15 protein-coding genes and 1 riboswitch are annotated in these 18,423 nt (G+C 42.2%); of the genes, 3 read left to right on the top strand and 12 right to left on the bottom strand.

From position 1 onward, the window contains the following. Nucleotides 1-124: 124 nt before the first annotated feature. The 6 genes from lysS to ohrR form a co-directional block, all read right to left on the bottom strand. A complete protein-coding gene (gene lysS, locus AAEY99_RS17415) occupies nucleotides 125-1,627 on the bottom strand; it encodes a lysine--tRNA ligase (protein ID WP_182743557.1) in 1,503 nt (500 codons plus the stop codon). A gap of 54 nt (nucleotides 1,628-1,681) precedes the next feature. Beyond that, nucleotides 1,682-2,780, bottom strand: a protein-coding gene (prfB, locus tag AAEY99_RS17410) for a peptide chain release factor 2 (RefSeq protein ID WP_162022282.1) whose coding sequence is annotated in 2 segments (ribosomal slippage) — nucleotides 1,682-2,704 and nucleotides 2,706-2,780 — 1,098 coding nt in all. Because the reading frame shifts where the segments join, the coding sequence is not laid out codon by codon here. A gap of 298 nt (nucleotides 2,781-3,078) precedes the next feature. Continuing rightward, nucleotides 3,079-4,743 (bottom strand): methyl-accepting chemotaxis protein, encoded by a 1,665-nt coding sequence (locus AAEY99_RS17405; protein WP_335690630.1) that lies wholly within the window; start codon nucleotides 4,741-4,743, stop codon nucleotides 3,079-3,081. 139 nt (nucleotides 4,744-4,882) lie between these two features. After that, nucleotides 4,883-6,034: a chromate efflux transporter gene (gene chrA, locus AAEY99_RS17400; protein WP_351011374.1), complete on the bottom strand. Its 1,152-nt coding sequence runs from the start codon at nucleotides 6,032-6,034 to the stop codon at nucleotides 4,883-4,885. 178 nt (nucleotides 6,035-6,212) lie between these two features. Then, entirely contained in the window at nucleotides 6,213-7,346 is a 1,134-nt protein-coding gene (rlmC, locus tag AAEY99_RS17395; protein ID WP_101086158.1) for a 23S rRNA (uracil(747)-C(5))-methyltransferase RlmC, read from the bottom strand. Continuing rightward, nucleotides 7,336-7,827, bottom strand: coding sequence for a transcriptional regulator OhrR (ohrR, locus tag AAEY99_RS17390; RefSeq protein ID WP_335690626.1), 492 nt, complete (start codon nucleotides 7,825-7,827; stop codon nucleotides 7,336-7,338). Before ohrR ends, rlmC begins: the two co-directional genes overlap by 11 nt. 163 nt (nucleotides 7,828-7,990) lie before the next feature. On the opposite strand from ohrR, the gene AAEY99_RS17385 reads away from it, so the two are divergent. Beyond that, nucleotides 7,991-8,185, top strand: a complete 195-nt coding sequence (locus AAEY99_RS17385; RefSeq protein ID WP_101086160.1) for a cytoplasmic protein — start codon at nucleotides 7,991-7,993, stop codon at nucleotides 8,183-8,185. 100 nt (nucleotides 8,186-8,285) lie between these two features. Here the strand turns inward: AAEY99_RS17385 and AAEY99_RS17380 are convergent, their stop codons facing one another. From AAEY99_RS17380 to AAEY99_RS17370, 3 genes are all read right to left on the bottom strand, one after another. Further along, entirely contained in the window at nucleotides 8,286-8,666 is a 381-nt protein-coding gene (locus AAEY99_RS17380; RefSeq protein ID WP_162022277.1) for a SpoIIAA family protein, read from the bottom strand. A 267-nt stretch (nucleotides 8,667-8,933) separates the two neighbouring features. After that, nucleotides 8,934-10,343 carry a multidrug transporter subunit MdtD gene (gene mdtD, locus AAEY99_RS17375; protein WP_351011372.1) on the bottom strand — a complete coding sequence of 470 codons (1,410 nt, stop codon included), beginning with the start codon at nucleotides 10,341-10,343 and terminating at the stop codon, nucleotides 8,934-8,936. A gap of 11 nt (nucleotides 10,344-10,354) precedes the next feature. After that, complete coding sequence (locus AAEY99_RS17370) at nucleotides 10,355-10,909, bottom strand: TMEM165/GDT1 family protein (RefSeq protein ID WP_192115431.1); 555 nt, start codon at nucleotides 10,907-10,909, stop codon at nucleotides 10,355-10,357. A 95-nt stretch (nucleotides 10,910-11,004) separates the two neighbouring features. Continuing rightward, a riboswitch (yybP-ykoY riboswitch) is annotated at nucleotides 11,005-11,116 on the bottom strand. A gap of 258 nt (nucleotides 11,117-11,374) precedes the next feature. Here AAEY99_RS17370 and AAEY99_RS17365 point away from each other — a divergent pair. Both AAEY99_RS17365 and AAEY99_RS17360 read left to right on the top strand, forming a co-directional pair. After that, nucleotides 11,375-12,577, top strand: coding sequence for an aromatic amino acid transport family protein (locus AAEY99_RS17365; protein WP_101086163.1), 1,203 nt, complete (start codon nucleotides 11,375-11,377; stop codon nucleotides 12,575-12,577). Nucleotides 12,578-12,792: 215 nt separating this feature from the next. Then, on the top strand, nucleotides 12,793-14,949 hold the full coding sequence (locus AAEY99_RS17360) for a S46 family peptidase (RefSeq protein ID WP_335690619.1): 2,157 nt from the start codon (nucleotides 12,793-12,795) through the stop codon (nucleotides 14,947-14,949). A gap of 3 nt (nucleotides 14,950-14,952) precedes the next feature. Here the strand turns inward: AAEY99_RS17360 and AAEY99_RS17355 are convergent, their stop codons facing one another. From AAEY99_RS17355 to AAEY99_RS17345, 3 genes are all read right to left on the bottom strand, one after another. Beyond that, entirely contained in the window at nucleotides 14,953-15,660 is a 708-nt protein-coding gene (locus AAEY99_RS17355) for a 23S rRNA pseudouridine(2604) synthase RluF (RefSeq protein ID WP_162024265.1), read from the bottom strand. Between the two features lie 108 nt (nucleotides 15,661-15,768). Then, nucleotides 15,769-16,461 carry a hypothetical protein gene (locus AAEY99_RS17350; protein ID WP_335690617.1) on the bottom strand — a complete coding sequence of 231 codons (693 nt, stop codon included), beginning with the start codon at nucleotides 16,459-16,461 and terminating at the stop codon, nucleotides 15,769-15,771. A 276-nt stretch (nucleotides 16,462-16,737) separates the two neighbouring features. Then, nucleotides 16,738-18,081, bottom strand: coding sequence for a Na+/H+ antiporter NhaC family protein (locus AAEY99_RS17345; RefSeq protein WP_101086167.1), 1,344 nt, complete (start codon nucleotides 18,079-18,081; stop codon nucleotides 16,738-16,740). Nucleotides 18,082-18,423 lie beyond the last annotated feature (342 nt).

Below are 18,423 nucleotides of genomic sequence, written 5' to 3'. Positions count from 1 at the left end.
CGTTTTTTGCAAGCAGCAAATTAACCAGTACGAGACAAATTTCCAGTTAATTTTAGTCAAAAAAAACCAGCCCGAAAGCTGGTTTTGATTATTCCTCAGTGTCAGCTACTGCCAACCTATGCCATTACGCTTGTGGGCGCATCGCTGGGAATAAAATCACGTCACGAATAGTATGCGTGTTAGTGAATAGCATCACTAAACGGTCGATACCAATACCTTGACCTGCTGTTGGTGGTAAACCGTGCTCTAGTGCTGTGATGTAGTCAGCGTCATAGAACATTGCTTCGTCATCGCCTGCATCTTTAGCATCAACTTGCGCTTTAAAGCGGTTGTCTTGATCTTCAGCATCGTTGAGCTCACTAAAGCCGTTAGCCACTTCGCGGCCACCGATAAAGAACTCAAAACGATCGGTAATGAAGTCATTGTTATCATTGCGACGCGCCAAAGGTGAAATATCCGCTGGGTAACCAGTAATGAACGTAGGTTGCATCAGCTTAGTTTCAGCCGTTTCACCGAAAATTTCTTCAAGTAACTGACCACACGTCCAGAATTTTTCTAGCTTGATGCCTAAGCTCGATGCTAAATCGCGCATAAACTCTACGTCTTTAACTTGCTCGTAGGTCATAGCTTGAATAGTCGCATTGTCAGGATTGTATTTCTGAATCGCTTCTAACATGCTTAAACGAGCATAAGCGCCACCAAACTCAACAGTTTCTTCACCATACGGCATGCTAGTACTGCCTAATAATTCTTGAGCAATTGACCCCAGCATTTCTTCAGTTAAGTCCATTAGGTCTTTGTAATCAGCATATGCCATATAGAATTCCATCATGGTGAATTCTGGATTATGACGTGGTGATAAACCTTCGTTACGGAAGTTACGGTTAATTTCGAACACACGCTCAAAACCACCAACCACTAAACGCTTAAGGTATAGCTCAGGCGCGATACGTAAGTACATCGCCATGTCTAATGCATTATGATGAGTCACAAATGGACGTGCTGAAGCGCCACCAGGAATAACGTGCATCATTGGGGTTTCAACTTCCATGAACTCTTTTTTGATCATGAAGTTGCGAATAGCAGAAACCACTTTAGAACGCATAATAAAGGCATTGCGCGAATCTTCGTTAACGATCAAATCAACGTAACGCTGACGATAACGCGTTTCTTGGTCGGTTAAACCATGGAATTTTTCAGGTAATGGACGCAATGCTTTGGTCAGTAACTGATATTCTTCCATATTAACGTACAAGTCGCCTTTGCCAGATAAATGCAGCTGACCTTTAACACCAATGATGTCACCGATGTCTAAACCTTGATAACGCTCTTTTAAATCGCCTTGTACTGGCTTACCAGCATAAGCTTGAATACGGCCAGACACGTCTTGAATCACTAAAAACGGACCACGCTTGGCCATAACACGGCCAGCAATACTGGTTTGAAAAGCTAACTCTTCTAGCGCTTCTTTGGTTTGCTCGCCATATTGAGCCTGTAACTCAGCCGCTTTATGACTACGCTGCCATGTATTTGGATGAGCATTCGCAGGACAGTTGGTGCGGATGTGGTCTAATTTAGCGCGACGTTCAGCAATCAGTTTGTTTTCATCTTGTACGTGTTCAGTCATATTATATTCTCGCGTTTACTCGCCACACTTACATGGCGGAAAAAGTTAATTTAATTAAAGTCCTGATTTTAGGCTGGCTTCAATAAACTTATCTAAATCACCATCCAGCACAGTTTGAGTGTTGCGGTTCTCAACCCCTGTACGTAAATCTTTGATACGGGCGTCATCTAATACGTATGAACGAATTTGACTGCCCCAGCCGATATCTGATTTTGCATCTTCAGCAGCTTGTTTATCGGCATTTTGTTTATGCATTTCTAACTCGTACAACTTCGCCTTTAATTGCTTAAAAGCAGAGTCACGGTTTTTATGTTGCGAGCGATCGTTTTGACATTGCACCACAGTGTTGGTTGGTAAATGTGTAATACGTATCGCAGAATCGGTTTTGTTGACGTGTTGACCACCCGCGCCAGAAGCACGGTAAGTGTCGATACGTAAATCTGATGGATTGATATCGATTTCAATATCATCATCAATTTCAGGGTAAACGAAAACAGAACAGAAAGAAGTATGACGTTTACCTGATGAATCAAATGGCGATTTACGTACTAAACGGTGCACACCCGTCTCTGTTCGCATCCAACCAAAAGCGTACTCACCAGTGAACTTAATCGTAGCACCTTTAATACCTGCCACATCGCCGTCGGTGACTTCCATTAACTCTGGGCTATAACCATGCGCGTCACCCCAGCGTAAATACATGCGCAGAACCATGTTGGCCCAGTCTTGTGCTTCGGTACCGCCTGAACCAGATTGAATATCAAGATAACAGTTTGAAGCATCACTCTTACCAGAAAACATACGGCGGAATTCGAGATCAGCCAGACGAGTGTCTAACTCCTCAAGTTCTGCGGCAGCATCATTAAAGGTTTCTTCGTCATCTTCTTCAATGGCAAGCTCAAGTAACCCTTGGATGTCTTCTAGACCCGTGTCCATATCATCAATGGTTTTGACCACAACCACTAACGCAGCACGCTCTTTACCTAATGCTTGAGCACGTTCAGGCTCATTCCACACTTCAGGGCTTTCAAGCTCGCGACTGACTTCTTCTAAACGCTCACTTTTGGCAGCGTAGTCAAAGATACCCCCGAAGTAACTCAGTACGTTCGGCTAGCTCTTTAATTTTGAATTTTACCGGATTAACTTCAAACATGAATATTCAACTTAAATTTGGCGGTTAACAAAAGGTGCAACGGCGTATTTTACCCCATGATAGGCACTAAACCTAGACCGGAAGGCCGATTATTAATAAACAAATGACGAATATATTTCATCAAATCAACATCTGGAAAAACGCTTACCCACGAATGAATAGAATAAATGGACCGCTTATAATGTTAAAGTTTGCTTCAACAAATATAGGTTCAAATTTAGGCTCTGGTGTAGATTAAAAATTGGACTAAAAAAATGAACCGCTTCGGGTTCATTTTTAATTACCTACCAAGTAAACATTATATTTTAAATTGACCCACTAATTCCGCTAACGTCTGACCATCATCAGCAACGGTTTTACTCATACCGGACGCATCTTGACTGGCCACCAATAACGTATTAACAATCTCTTGCACTGAATTGATATTGCGATTGATTTCTTCGGTCACTGAGCTTTGTTCAGTAGCCGCGGTGGCAATTTGAGTACTCATGTCATTAATGCTGGTTACTGATGATGTCACGGCACCTAAACTTTCAGAAATCGCTCTAGAAGACTCCACCGAACTCAAACAACTCACCTGACTTTCTTCCATAGTTTGTACCGTTTGAGTCACTAGCTTATTCAGTTCTGCCAGCATTTCATTAATTTCAACCGTACTGGCTTGGGTTCGACTAGCCAAGTTTCTCACTTCATCAGCAACAACCGCAAAACCCCGACCTTGCTCGCCCGCTCGGGCTGCTTCGATTGCCGCATTGAGTGCCAGTAAATTAGTTTGGTCAGCAATCCCACCTATCACACTCAGCACTGAATTAATTTTCTTAGATTGTTCACTTAATGATTTGACGTTGGCCGCAGCGTTGTCAATTTGGTTCATTAAATTAGACACTTCCGTTAATGAGGTATCGACACAATCTTGCGCTTTCGTAACGTTATCAGAGGCAGCATGCGTGGCTTCAGCTACCATATTAGTATTGTGGGCCACGTCATGCGCCGTCGCCGACATTTCGGTGATCGCGGTGACAATTTGGTCAATTTCATTATTGTGATTGTAGAGTTGCTCTGTCATTGACACTGTTTGGCCACTGATACTTTGAGCCGCATGCTTAACCCTGTCGGTCGCACCAGCCACATCACCTATAATATGTTGTAATTTGTCGATGAACAGATTGAATGCGCTGCCTAATTGGCCAATCTCATCCTCACTGGTGATATCTAAACGTTTGGTTAAATCACCTTCACCTTTAGCGATATCATTAAGCGATGACGCCATATTTTGAATTGGCACCACCATTTTATGGGCCATCACTACCACACCAAAAGCAGTTATCCCCGTAAGACCTAAAGCAATTAATAGAAACATGAATGCTTTTTGATTCATCTCTTCAGTTTTATAAGTTTCATAACCGCCAATAGACTCTTCAATATCATCAATATAAGCGCCCGAGCCTAACATCCAATTGGTATTAGGGATCATTACCGCGAAACCGAGTTTTTCTACAAGCTGTTCGCTACCGGGCTTTTTATAATAATAAGAAAAATTACCAGTACCCGATTTAGCCGCATCTAATAACCCAACAATAATCTTGGTACCATTGGGGTCGGCCATGTCAATTTTGTTTTGCCCTTCAAGTTCAGGCATAGTCGGGTGAAAAATATTGACGCCGGCATTATCATATATAAAAAAATACCCTGCACTGCCAAAACGTAAATCTCTTAATGCATCATTCACACTGCCTTTATCACCCAGAGCCAACTGGTATTCGATAACCCCTTGGGCAATTTGAACCGATTCTTTTAGTTGATTTTTACGTTCTGAAATTAACTCACTGCGAAAATTATCAATATCCTTGGTTAGAGACGATTCTTCATTCACATAAAAAATACTCAGTAGTACGATGAGGATCAACGACAGTGGAATTAATGATAATCCCAGTAGTTTATTGCGTAGGGAAGATCTCAGCATGATGGTCGCCTTTTGAAGGTCTTTTAAGGTAATAGCCTATCAATATAATAGTCTATTTATTATAGATGGTTAATCTAACAAACTATTACAACTCAATAAAGTGAGACCTATCGCAAAATCATACAATATAATAACCTTTTTACAACATTGCCAATCCAGCGCCCATTGCAGCAAATCCTATTACCAACCATACAAGACCGGGCTTAAAGACTTTTAATACACTAAAACCAACAATAACTAATGCCATGTCTAGCGGCATGATCACCGCACTAGTAAACACGGGTTGATATAGCGCCGAAAGCAACAAACCAACAACGGCTGCATTTACCCCCGCTAACGCACCGGCTATGGCAGGATGTTGGCTAATAGAATGCCAACTTTTTAAGCCCACCAGCATCAATAAAAAACCTGGAAGGAAAATAGCTAACGTCGCCACTAACGCACCCAAAATAGGAGATTCTAACCATAAATCTGCCCCTAAAAAGGTTGCTAAGGTAAACATAGGGCCAGGAATGGCTTGCGCAAGTGCATAGCCAGTTAAAAATCGATCTGGGGTAATGTATTCACCGACACTGGTTTCAAGCAAGGGCAATACCACATGCCCACCGCCAAATACTAAACTGCCCACTTGGAAGAATTGCGCAAAAATCTGTCCAAGACTGTCAGGTTGATTGATCAAATATAAAGATGCTGCGATGCCTATAATAAATAACGCTAACCAAGCATAATTAAGCTCGATAGCAGGTGTGTCTGGCGTAATACGCTCACCCCGAGTCATCAACATGACTCCAACAATAGCGGCCACAACTAGTACGCCAATTTGCATTAATAATGAAGGCATTAATATGATAGCAACGGCGGTGGCAGCCATGAGTATTTTAGCGGTTTTTCGTTGACAGAATTGATTGAACATTGACAAAGTCGCATCCGCTACGACCACTACTGCCAGTAGCTTTAAGCCATGAATAGCCCCCTCTACGGCCGTCATCTCCAACCATTGAGCACTGGTCACAGCAAATAAAAACATCAGTAAAAAAGACGGCAAGGTAAAACCTAAAAAGGCGGCTAATCCGCCCAATAAACCACCTCGATGATACCCAATTGCAAACCCTATCTGGCTTGAGCCTGGCCCAGGCATAAACTGACTCAGGGCGATAAAACTTGAATATTGTTTACCGTCTAGCCATTGTAAGTCGTCAACAAATGCTTTTCTAAAATAGCCTATGTGAGCCGCAGGGCCACCGAAACTGATTAACCCTAACGCTAAAAAGCGACTGAAAATTTGCCACATCGTCCTAGTACCTTTTTTATGTTAATAAACAATGTTATGACATTGAGATGACATTTTTATGATGACAACATATACCACAACCTAACAGCTACCTTTGTTCGATATAACCTATAATTTAGCGACACCAAACGAGTACTTAATTTCGATTATAAAACACCTTAATTGATAACAAAGACTATTACAGCTGTTCTAGCATAACCAGTACTTCAAAATGATCGGTATGAGGAAACATATCAAACATTTGAACTTTGGTGATTTGATAACCCGTAATGCACTCTAAATCGCTCATTAAGGTGTGTGGATTACAACTAGAATACACGATTGCTTTAGGCGCAAACTCACTCAATAAATCGCATAATGATTTGCCTAATCCACGCCGAGGTGGATTGACAATAATAAGATCTGGTTTATCTTGAGCAGATTGTCCTTTGGCAAAATGAGTTGAATCGAGTGCACTAAAATCCACTTGTGTAAGCCCTAGTTTGGTTGCTGACAAGATGGCACATTCTATTGCTTCAGATTCGATCTCAATTCCAGTTAAACGGGTATTGCTGTTAGCGCAATGAAGCCCAAATCCACCGACACCACAAAATAAGTCCCAAATATAGTTCGGTTTGAATTCAGTAACCCACTCCCTCGCTATTTGATACAACTGGGCGGCAACCTCCGGATTAGTTTGAAAAAAGCTTTTTGGCCGTATGAACAACGGTACATTATTAAGTTGTTCTTCTAATCGTGTTGTTTCCGTTAAAAATATTTCCCTTTCGCCTTCTAGAATAGCCATGTGGATTGGCTGAATATTGGCCGAGACTAAGGTAATTTCGGGAAACTCTTGTAATAATTGGGGTAATTCTCGTTCAATTCTCACGATGGCTTGGTCACTACGTAATACAAAACGCAGCATAAACTGGCCACTACTTTGGCTGCGAGTCAGTAAAATAAATTTTAGCTCGCCTTTGCTCTTATCGACCCGATAAGGTGGTATGCCTGCTTGCTGCACAAATCGCTCTAAACGGTGTAGCAATAATTGCATATCTTTAGGGTATAACGAGCAGTCACATAAACTGACCGGCTCCCCTTTAGGATTAACCAAACCTAAAATAGGTTTGTGAGCTGCACCTAAAACGACCATTTTGGCTTTATTACGAAAACCTGATTCTGCGCTTAATATTGGCGCTAACCATTGTTTAACTGAGATGCCGCGAAACAAATCGGTTAATTGTTGTTGCTTTACACTCACTTGCTCAACCATAGGTAGTTGAATATTGCGGCATGACAGACAATCGCCACGCTCAAAATAATCACATTTCACAGCTGCTCGCCTCTCCGGAATTTAACATGGTAAATGCTTGATCACACAGTTGCTTTAATTGTTGTAAGTCTTCAATAGTGCCACCCACTTTACAACGCATCTGTTCAGGAATACTCAACGCTTGCTGATGTAATTGTTGGCCTTGCTCAGTAACATGTAATACTCGCACGCGTTCATCTAACTCACTGCGACCACGGCTCACTAAGCCCTTACCTTCTAAACGCTTTAGCAAGGGCGTTAACGTTCCAGAATCTAGATGTAATTTTTCACCTAAGGTTTTAACACTAATCCCCGGCTCTTTCCAAAGTACCATCATCACTAAATACTGAGGATAAGTCAGCGATAACTCATCTAATAATGGTCGATATGCGCGGATCATCGCATTAGTCGCACTATACAATGAAAAACACACTTGATTTTCAAGTGCTAGCGGGTTTTGCGCTGAAGGTAATTGAGACTCAGTAAGCGCTTTACTAGACATAGGCTTCACTCCACTAACCAATAATATGAGTTAATTATAACATTGGTTGTGCGCAACCTATAATCAAAAAAAGCTCAACGAATGCTTTTTAGCAAAAATGTGTCAAGCACTTCGATTTTCAGCCGATATACTATTACCATCCGACTTTATATTAAGGTTAACCATGTCAATTAGTGTTAATTCACCGTCTTCAATGCCAACAACGATTGATTCTGGCAGCAGCTTAAAAGTGGCCGTAATGGCTAAAGAACAGCAAAAGATTGAAGGTCAAATGGCATTGCAGCTCATTGAAGCAGCGCAACCACCTGCGCCGCAGCCCGTTGGCAACAGTGGTCACAATGTTAATACCACTGCGTAAATGCTTATAGCCCTAGAGAATCTGTTCCTAGGGTTAATCATGCCATCACAACGGTAAAGATATAGGCATCATTCGAGATAAACATACCTTGAACATCGTATTAGTATCGAAGCCATTTCAACGCATCATCTTCATCGTCGAAATATTTTATCTCGCCCGCAATAAACCAACTACCGACTTTGGCCGCCCATTCTTGCCAATCTCTATTGCCCCAAATGGCCACTCTTTCAAACTCAGATTTGTGCTTTAACCCCAGCTTTAAATCATCCCACGCGGCGCGCAAATCCCAGCCGTCGAGCTCGGTAGCATCGAGAAACAAACTCACTTTAGGTTGATCAACTTGGCTTAATGCCCCCTCTAGCATAGGGGTAATGACGAGATAGTCTTCGTGGGTTAATGTGCCAATGGCTTTTAATGTCACAAAAAACACATTTTCAATTCGGTTTATGCCTATCGATAAACCATGTTTCTTCATATCCATATCGTGACTCCTTTAACTATCAGCTTATTATCCGTTTACCATCCGCTTACACATTTACATGCACACGGCTATCCATAAAGCTTATGCATGCTTATATTTTAACCAACCATACAATGAAGTGTGTGCCGGACTGCACAAAAAACTAATGGGAAATTAAAATTGAGGTTTATCTGTGTCATATTCAGAGCATCATTTTGGTAAAAATACCGCGTTATAAATAATCGCAAAATACCTTTTTTTATCCGAAATCGGCGAAATGATGCACTGTTATGAATGGGTTATCCGACGGCCATCGTCTTTAGATAATTGCGAAAATATCACTGCGGCTAACATTGTCATAAGACCAACGGTAACGAAAGTCAGTTGGAAAGCGCCAAGTACCGTTCCCGCTGTACCGCTGCCGACATCGGTACTGAAGCCACCGAGCAAAGCACCTGCACACGCAACCCCTAAACTTAATGATAATTGACCTACTACCGACAATAGACTGTTACCGCTACTGGCATTAACATCATCAAGATCTATTAAGGTCACGGCATTCATGGCCGTAAATTGTAACGAGTTAATCGCGCCAAGAATCGCCAACAGAGCTAATAGCAACCAGTAAGGAGTTTGTTCGCTAACCAAGCCCATGGTCGCCAGCATAACGCCAAGCGCCAAAGTATTCGCGGTAAGCACTACTCGATAACCTAAGCGTTCGATAATCGGTCGAGCCACTGATTTGGCCATTATTGCTGCAGCGGCCAGCGGCAGCATACTCATTCCAGCCTGAGATGGTGAATAACCCAGTGCAACTTGCAGCAACAACGGCACCAAGAATGGCAATGCACCACTGCCCAAACGAGCAAACAGATTACCAAAAAGACCAATAGCAAATGTTTTGGTGTTGAATAGCGATGGCGAAAACAGTGGATGACTAATACGACCAGCCCGCAGCCAATATGCTATCAAACACGCCATACCACCAAATAACAGCAACATCACCCGTAAGTGTGGCAAGTGCAGTTCGCCGAGTCCTTCCATAGCGATGGTGATCAATAACATCGCAGCCCCAAACAACAAAAATCCGAAGCTATCGAAACGTGATTTTTCCTTACCACGAAGATCTGGAATGAACTTCCACACCGCATAACAACCGACTACACCGACAGGCAGATTGATTAAAAAGATCCAATGCCATGTCAAGTATTGCACCATCCAACCGCCCATCGTTGGACCAAGCAGTGGCCCCAGTAAACCGGGGATGGTGATAAAGCCCATAATCCGTACCAATTCCGAACGTGGATATTCCCGCAGCACTACAAGTCGGCCGACTGGCAACATTAAAGCACCACCTAACCCTTGTACCACCCGAGCACCAATCAGCATATCTAATGAATTGGACAATGCACAAAGCAATGATCCAAAGCTGAACAATAAGATCGCACCAAAGAAGATTTTTTTGGTGCCAAAGCGATCAGCGATCCAGCCAGAAGCAGGGATCAGCAATGCTACGGTGAGCATGTAAGCGATAATCACGCCTTGCATACGCAGCGGGTCTTCATTTAAATCACTGGCCATAGCGGGTAATGCAGTATTAAGGATCGTTCCATCGAGTGACTGCATAAAAAAAGCAATGGCAACAACCCAGGGCAACCCGCGGGCAGTATCTGCATCAAGAACTTGGTTATCGGACATTGAACCTCCTTTTACCACAGCAGTGTAGCGACCCCAAGTAGCGCAAACAACACAGCACAACCGCGATGAATCAGTTTCATGGGCAATTTGTTAGCACTAAAATGCCCAGCCAGCACAACTGGGACATTAGCAATTAACATTCCCAATGTCGTGCCGATGACAACCCATGTCAGTGCTTGGTATTTTGCCGCTAAGACTACTGTCGCAATTTGAGTCTTATCCCCTATTTCAGCAATAAAAAACAAAATAAACGTCGCAGTAAAAGCACCGAGTTTATAGAAGCGATTATCATCATCATCCATTTTATCGGGTATCAGCACCCATAGTGCAATAGCAAAAAATGACCCGGCCACCAGATAGGTCGCCCATTGTGGATCAATCCACGCAATGGCCCATTGACCTAGCCATGCAGCAAGAAAATGATTTAATAATGTGGCGAACAAAATGCCTGAGATTATAGCGGTTTTATTGCTAAATCTCACCGCGAGCAGTAAGGCTAATAATTGAGTTTTGTCGCCTATTTCAGCGATGGCAACAGTAAGAGTTGAGGCGAATAAAGCTTCCAATGTGATATTCCTAGGGGTAAATGACAACTAAGCACGAGCCACCGCATACCCCTTGATGCAGTTACTGTGCTTAGGTCTCGCTTGGTAAAATCACTGATTAACAGTGTGTTACTGTCTGCACCATGGCGTGAGGCCAATTATGTTGATACAGACATCTTGTGTGCCATAACAGCAAGACAAGATTAGCTACTCCCCTAAAACAAGTCGCATTATAACGATTAAATAATTTTATTCAACGCACTCATTTTACATTGTAAATTCGACATATAAATAACCTTACCCTACTCGTAACGCCGTAATGCTACGCTATTGCAATAATCACGTGTAAAAAAGTTTGGTCTATTGTTGTGTAATTGTTTATAAACATAGCTGTTAGCCTTTAACAGTCAAAGATCCTTGCCTGCTCTGTCACCCTTCTGCTAATGTCCGACACAAATAAAATAATAATTAAACAGGACGTTTTCTGTGAATTTTAAAACTTTAGGTTCTATTTCGATTGTCGCGGGAACGGCAATTGGCGGAGGCATGCTAGCGCTACCATTAGCAACAGCTGCTTTGGGGATGATCCCCGCATTAATCTTATTAGTGGTTATTTGGGGTTTATCGGCTTACACCTCGTTACTGATGTTAGAAATTAATCTTCATAGTGGTGTCGGCGATAACGTCCATGCCATTACCGGTAAAACACTGGGCAAAGTCGGCCAGCTCATTCAAGGTGGCTCATTCCTTAGCTTATTATTCGCCTTAACCATGGTGTATCTAATGGGAGGGTCATCGCTATTAGAAACCCGTTTACAACCCATCGGCATTAACATGAGCAACCAAGTCGCCGTCATACTGTTTACGGTTATTTTTGGTGGCTTGATTGCCATTGGTGTTAAATGGATTGATAAAGTATCACGTATTTTATTTACTTCGATGGTGGTGCTGCTGGTCATTGTGGTGGCATTTCTATTACCAGACGTTAATTTAATCAGTGCATTAAACAATTATTCAACCGATGTGGCTTCGGGCACCGCCCTGCAACAATTATGGTTAGCAGCCATCCCAGTGGTATTCACTTCATTTGGTTTCCATGTGTGTATTGCCACCATTGTGCGCTACTTAGAAGGTGATGCTGCATCACTTAGAAAAGTGTTATTAATAGGATCGACCATTCCACTGGTTTGTTACATCCTGTGGTTGCTCGTAACGCTAGGTTCTTTAGGCGGCGAAACAGTTCATAGCTTTGGTGGTTCACTGCCTAAACTGGTTGCTGCTTTGCAAGGCTTAGCCCAGTCACACATTATCAGCCAAGCAATTGATCTGTTTGCCAACCTTGCATTGGTGACCTCATTTTTAGGTGTCACCATGAGCCTATTTGATTATGTCGCCGAACTGACCCGAGCTAAAGATGACGCTGTTGGTCGTGCTAAAACATGGTTGATAACCTTTATACCGCCGCTGTTATGTGCGCTTTACTACCCAGACGGATTTTTCAAAGTGCTTGGTTTTGCAGCCATTCCATTAGTGGTGATGATTATCTATTTACCCATTGCGATGGCATTAAAGCAACGCGCGCAGAAAATGGGCGGTTATCAAGTGTCTGGTGGCACATTGGGGCTTATCGCCGCAGGATTGCTCGGCACATTAATTGTTGTGGCGCAGTTGATGGTGGCATTAGCCTAAATCGGATGACTGATAAAGTGGATTTGTAAGCGAGTTTTTCAAACGCTGTTAAGATAGTAAAACATTTGTTAAAGTCAGGCTTAGCCTGACTTTTTTGTTTTTATGGTCCGACGTTTTTATAGTCCGCCAACATTGACCTAGATGATTAAACAAGAAATCGACACGACTTACGGCAATATTGATTACCCGTGAACACCCCAAATGGAATTATTATAATGAAAAAATGGTTATTAACTGTCGCTATGGCAGCCAGCTTTGGCGCTGCGGCAGATGAAGGTATGTGGCAACCACATCAACTTCCCGCTATGGCTGATGAACTTAAAGCAAAAGGCTTAGAAATAAGCGCTGATTCAATTTCAAAATTAACCGAATTCCCAATGAATGCCGTTATCAGCCTGGGTGGTTGTACCGCATCATTTGTGTCGCCAAAAGGCTTAGTGGTTACCAACCATCACTGTGCCTATGGCTCAATTCAGTACAACTCAACCCCAGAAAAAAACCTCCTTAAAGACGGATTTTTAGCCAAAACTTACGCAGAAGAATTACCGGCGACACCTGGTTCACGTATTTTTGTAACTGAAGCGGTAACCAATGTTACTGATAAAGTTAAAGCAAACCAGATGGATAAAGTGGGTAATGAGTTTTATAAAGGTATAGAACTACAAGAAAAAACCTTAGTTGCTGAATGTGAAAAAGAAGATGGTTACCGTTGCCAGGTGTATAGTTTCCATGGCGGCCTAGAATATTATCTTGTTAAGCAGTTAGAAATTCGTGACGTACGTTTAGCCTATAACCCAGCCGCTAGCGTGGGCAAATACGGCGGTGATATCGATAACTGGATGTGGCCTCGTCATACTGGAGACTTCTCATTTTATCGTGCTTACGTATCTAAAGACGGCAAGCCTGCCGATTTTAGCAAAGACAATGTACCGTACGAGCCAAAAAGCTTTTTAAAAGTATCAGCTAAAGGCGTTAGCGATGGCGACTTTGTGATGGTTGCTGGTTATCCTGGCCGTACCAACCGTTACCGCACAGCCGATGAAGTTAACAATCAGTTTAATTGGGCTTATCCAGAAGGCAAAGTCCTACAAGAGCGCATGATTAGCATCATCAAAGAAACAGCTTCTGAAGGCAGCGACGAACGGATTAAATACGAAAGCTTGATTGCTGGTTTAGCTAATTATGCTAAAAACTTTACCTCGATGATTGAGTATTATGGAAAATCAACCATGCTCGCTGATCGTGAGAAAATAGAAAGCGATTTAGCAAACTGGATTGGTAAAGATAAAAAACGCCAACAGCAATATGGCGAAACACTATCAAGCTTAGAAAAGTTAGTGGCAAAGAGTCAGCAAAATCAGCAACGTGACATTTTATTAGGTTACATCGGTTACACCACTATGGTCACTACCGCACGTGATTTGTATCGCTTAGCTAATGAGAAAACCTTAGCTGATATGGCACGTGAACCAGGCTACCAAGAACGTGACATGACCAACTTCACTTCAAGCATGGAACGTATTGATCGCCGTTATGCTGCCAGTGTCGATAAAGCCCTGCTAGCCGATTTACTGACACGTTATGCTGCACTACCTGCAGAGCAGCATTCAGCCGCTTTAGATAAAGCCTTTGGTATTAGCAGCAAGTTCGATGCTAAAGCATTAGCTAAAACACTCGATAAAATGTACGCCAACACCAAGCTAAATAACAAAGAAACTCGCTTAGCATGGATGAACAAATCGGTTGCCGACTTTAAAGCATCTAACGACCCATTCATTCAATTTGCAGTACAAACTTATGATGCTGACATGGCGCGTGAGAAAGAGAAAAAGCAATTAGAAGGTGACTTAATGAAAGTACGTCCACAATATATGGACGCTATCATTGCCTACAATCGCGAGTTAGGAAAACCTGTTTATGCTGATGCAAACTCAAGCCTGCGTGTAACGGTCGGAAACGTGAAAGGTTATTCTCCACAGGATGGTTTAGTGGCGGTGCCTTTTACCCGCTTAGAAGGCATTTTAGCCAAAGACACTGGTGTTGATCCTTTCGATGCGCCAGCTAAACAACTTGAGCTGATTAAACAAAAGCAATACGGCGATTACTACGTCAAAGCGGTTGACTCTGTACCGGTTAACTTCTTATCTACCCTAGACACAACGGGTGGTAACTCAGGCTCACCAACCTTAAACGGTCGTGCTGAACTAGTGGGTTTACTGTTTGATGGTGTGTACGAAAGTATCATTGGAGACTGGGGATACGACGCGCAAAGCAACCGTTCTATCCAAGTAGACAGCCGCTACATGCTATGGGTAATGCAGTATTTAGATAATGCTGACAACTTATTAGCTGAAATGGAAATCGTTAGATAAGGTTCAGTTTACTGCACGTTTAAGACTCAATAACTCTGCGGCCGTTAATGGCCGCATTGTTTTTTCTGCAAGCTCATCAATACGCATATCTAATAATTGTGTTCGCATTAAATCAATCACCTTGTAACCTAATGCTTTGCACATACGGCGTATTTGCCGATTTAATCCTTGGGTTAATACAATCTCAAACCTGTCTTCTGCACTCGCCAGGCTCAATGGCCGAACTTCGCATGGTCGAGTTTGCACATCGCCATAACTAACACCCTTTGTCATCATCAATAGAAAACTAGCGCTAATAGGTTTATCAACTTGGACTACGTATGTCTTAGGATGATAATAATCGGGATGCATGAGCGCTTGCGTTAATTGACCATCATTAGTGAGTAGTAGCAAACCACGAGAATCTTTATCCAAACGCCCTGCAGGATACAACCTTGGTAACTCAGGTAATACATGCAGTAAGCTGTGAGGATCATCAACTAATAAACGGCAATCAATTCCAACAGGCTTATGATATAGCCAATACTGTTTATCTTGCACAGCAAGGATCGGTTTATCGTCTACTAGAATTGTCTCGATTTCGCAAAGGTTAACTCGATCAGTGTGTTTAGCTAATTGATGATTAATACTCACTCGACCACTGTCGATAAGCCGTGCAGCTTGGCGTCTTGACGCCACACCACACACCGCCAAATAATGACTTAATCGCATTGATGTCATAGATTTAATCGCATTGATGTCATAGATTTAATCGCATTGATGTCATAGATTTAATCGCATTGATGTCATAGATAGTACTCAAGCAAGAATAAATAGACGTTAACGGGTTTCGAGAAATTGATACACACTATGTTGTTGAGTTTTAATGGTTGTCAGTAGGCTTAACCCAAGGCAAATACACCATAGAATATTCGCTTGCGTTAATGTCCACATGGCTGAGGACACAATACAATACTGAGGTAAATCGGCCGAACACTCGGCAAAATCCAACTGGCTCCAATCAAACAGCGTCAATAATAATAACCCACTACACAGTGAAATAATGCTCAAACTAAGCATTCGCTTGGTCATCGTGCTGCCAGGTTTAAAGTAATCAAGTAGGCAAATACAATGCAAAAAAATAGTACTGAATAAATAAAGCGTCGACGCTTTACGGTGTAAGTCTAGAAAGTTAATCGGAAACACACCCATTAGCACAATACTCACACCCACTACGCCACCAATAATGGCGATGTAGCGGCTCAGTAAATCAGGGAAAGTATTAAACACCGCCACCATGGCGAGTAAGAAGCATGAGCCACCTGCTAATAGTGATAAATTAAACACGATTGCAAACGACGAATGCATATAATCGCCAAGCGTATCGGGGCGGATCATCAACATGTCCAAATTGATGCCGTCGGCTTGCACGATTAACGCACTTCCTACACCAAAAGAGCAGATTACAGCCGCAGCCAATGACATAAATACAATCACTAGGTGTAAATCATAATTACGGACTCTATCTGTCACTGAACGATACTTATGTCAAAAATGGGATGAGAATGTTAACGCGGAAAGCCAAAAAGTAAAAGCCGATAATCACATAACCAAAAAACTAAACCTAAGCCGAAACTTAAACCAAAATTTAAACCAAAATTTAAACAAAAACTTAAACCAAAAACTTAAACCAAAAATAAAAATGCCCAATCGTTACTGACTGGGCATTGGTTGCAATAGTGGCTAAATCGTCACCTTAACCTTAATCTTGTTAACCTTAGCGACAGTGTGATTTACCCTGTAGCCAATTTAATTACGTTGACGCAATATTACAATTATCACTGCTACAACGGCCAAAATCATACAGTACCAAGCATTAGACACTGCAGTTAATGGGCTGATGGTAAACACCGAGGCAATTAATAATGCTTGGGCACCATGTGGAATTAATCCCTGAATAATACATGCAAAGATATCTAAAATACTCGCAGCTCGTTTTGGCGATACCCCATGTTTTTCAGCAAGCTCTTTAGCAATGTCACCGGTGACCACTATCGATACTGTATTGTTAGCAACACAGGTATTAGTGGCGGCAACAATCGCTGCCATGCCTAACTCTGCCGCACGACTTGATGCTTCGCCATTGGCTTTTGAAAAGCGACTGATTAAACCTTCAATTTGCTTACTGACAAAGGTTAATCCGCCTTGTTGCTGCATTAACGCCGCTAAACCACCGACTAACATCGACAGAATAAAAATTTCCTGCATATTAGTAAAACCAGTATAAATATCATTACCAAATTGAATAACGCTATAACCCGAGCTCAGCACGCCTGTCATGCCAGCAAGTACAATCCCTAACGACAACACTACAAAGACGTTTAAACCGATCACAGCTAGCACCAGAATGGTTAAATACGGTAATACTTTTAATATTTCGATGTCCTGAGCTGCAATATCCGCTTGTCCTTGACCGACAATCGAAAAAGCAATCAAGGTGAGGATCGCCGCCGGTATCGAAAATACTAAGTTTTCACGGAACTTGTCTTTCATTTCACAACCTTGAGTACGTGTTGCCGCAATCGTGGTATCAGAAATAATCGATAAGTTGTCTCCAAATAATGCACCAGACATCACCGCACCCGCCATTAAGGCATAATCAATTTGTGCTTGGTCTGCGACACCTAGTGCCACTGGTGCTACCGCCGCGATGGTGCCCATAGATGTACCCATTGAGGTCGCGATAAAAGCGGCAATAACAAAGAAACCTGGCAATAATAAATTTGATGGGATAAACGATAAGCCAAGCGCAACGGTGGCATCAACGCCACCAGTGGCTTTAGCCACTGCAGCAAATGCGCCTGCCAATAAATAAATTAAACACATGGCTATAATATTGCTATGGCCAATACCTTCAATAAAGGTTTCTATCGCACTATTTATTTTCTGTTTCGACAACAAAACTGCCAACACGATGGCAGGGAGAATCGCAATCACACTGGGTAATTGATAGAACGCATAATCAACACCTTGGCTTTGAAAATATAAGCCTGCGCCAATAAATAATCCTAAAAACAAAAATAACGGTAATAACGCCACAAACGATGCCGGGCTGTTTCCTGCTGTGGTAACTGATGAAGTAGCTTTGGTCAAAATGATCTCTCTTTATCTTAACGAATAGGGATTGTTGGATGAGAAAAGCGAGTACGACACAATCTCGGTCATCGGTGATTATTTAACAACAGATTCAAAGGTGCTAAATATTGCAGTCACATCATAACAAGTTGTGCCAAGAATAAGAGAACTGTTCGCCGCTGTCAATCTAGACGTCTAGACTTCTTTGCTTCCAAAGCGTTTTTTATTCTAAAACCTGAGAACTGCTACAAATATTTTACATAACCATAATCAATTTATCTATTTAACCTGAGATCGGTTTAAGCCATAACAACAATAGCGCCAAACTCAGCATTCGTAATATTGAGTTGTGGCTTAGTT

Origin of the sequence: Shewanella sp. S1-58-MNA-CIBAN-0166 (assembly GCF_040310085.1) — a bacterium.
GTDB lineage: Bacteria > Pseudomonadota > Gammaproteobacteria > Enterobacterales > Shewanellaceae > Shewanella.
Note: the sequence above shows the minus strand (reverse complement) of the source record. Positions and strands in the feature narration are given on the sequence as shown.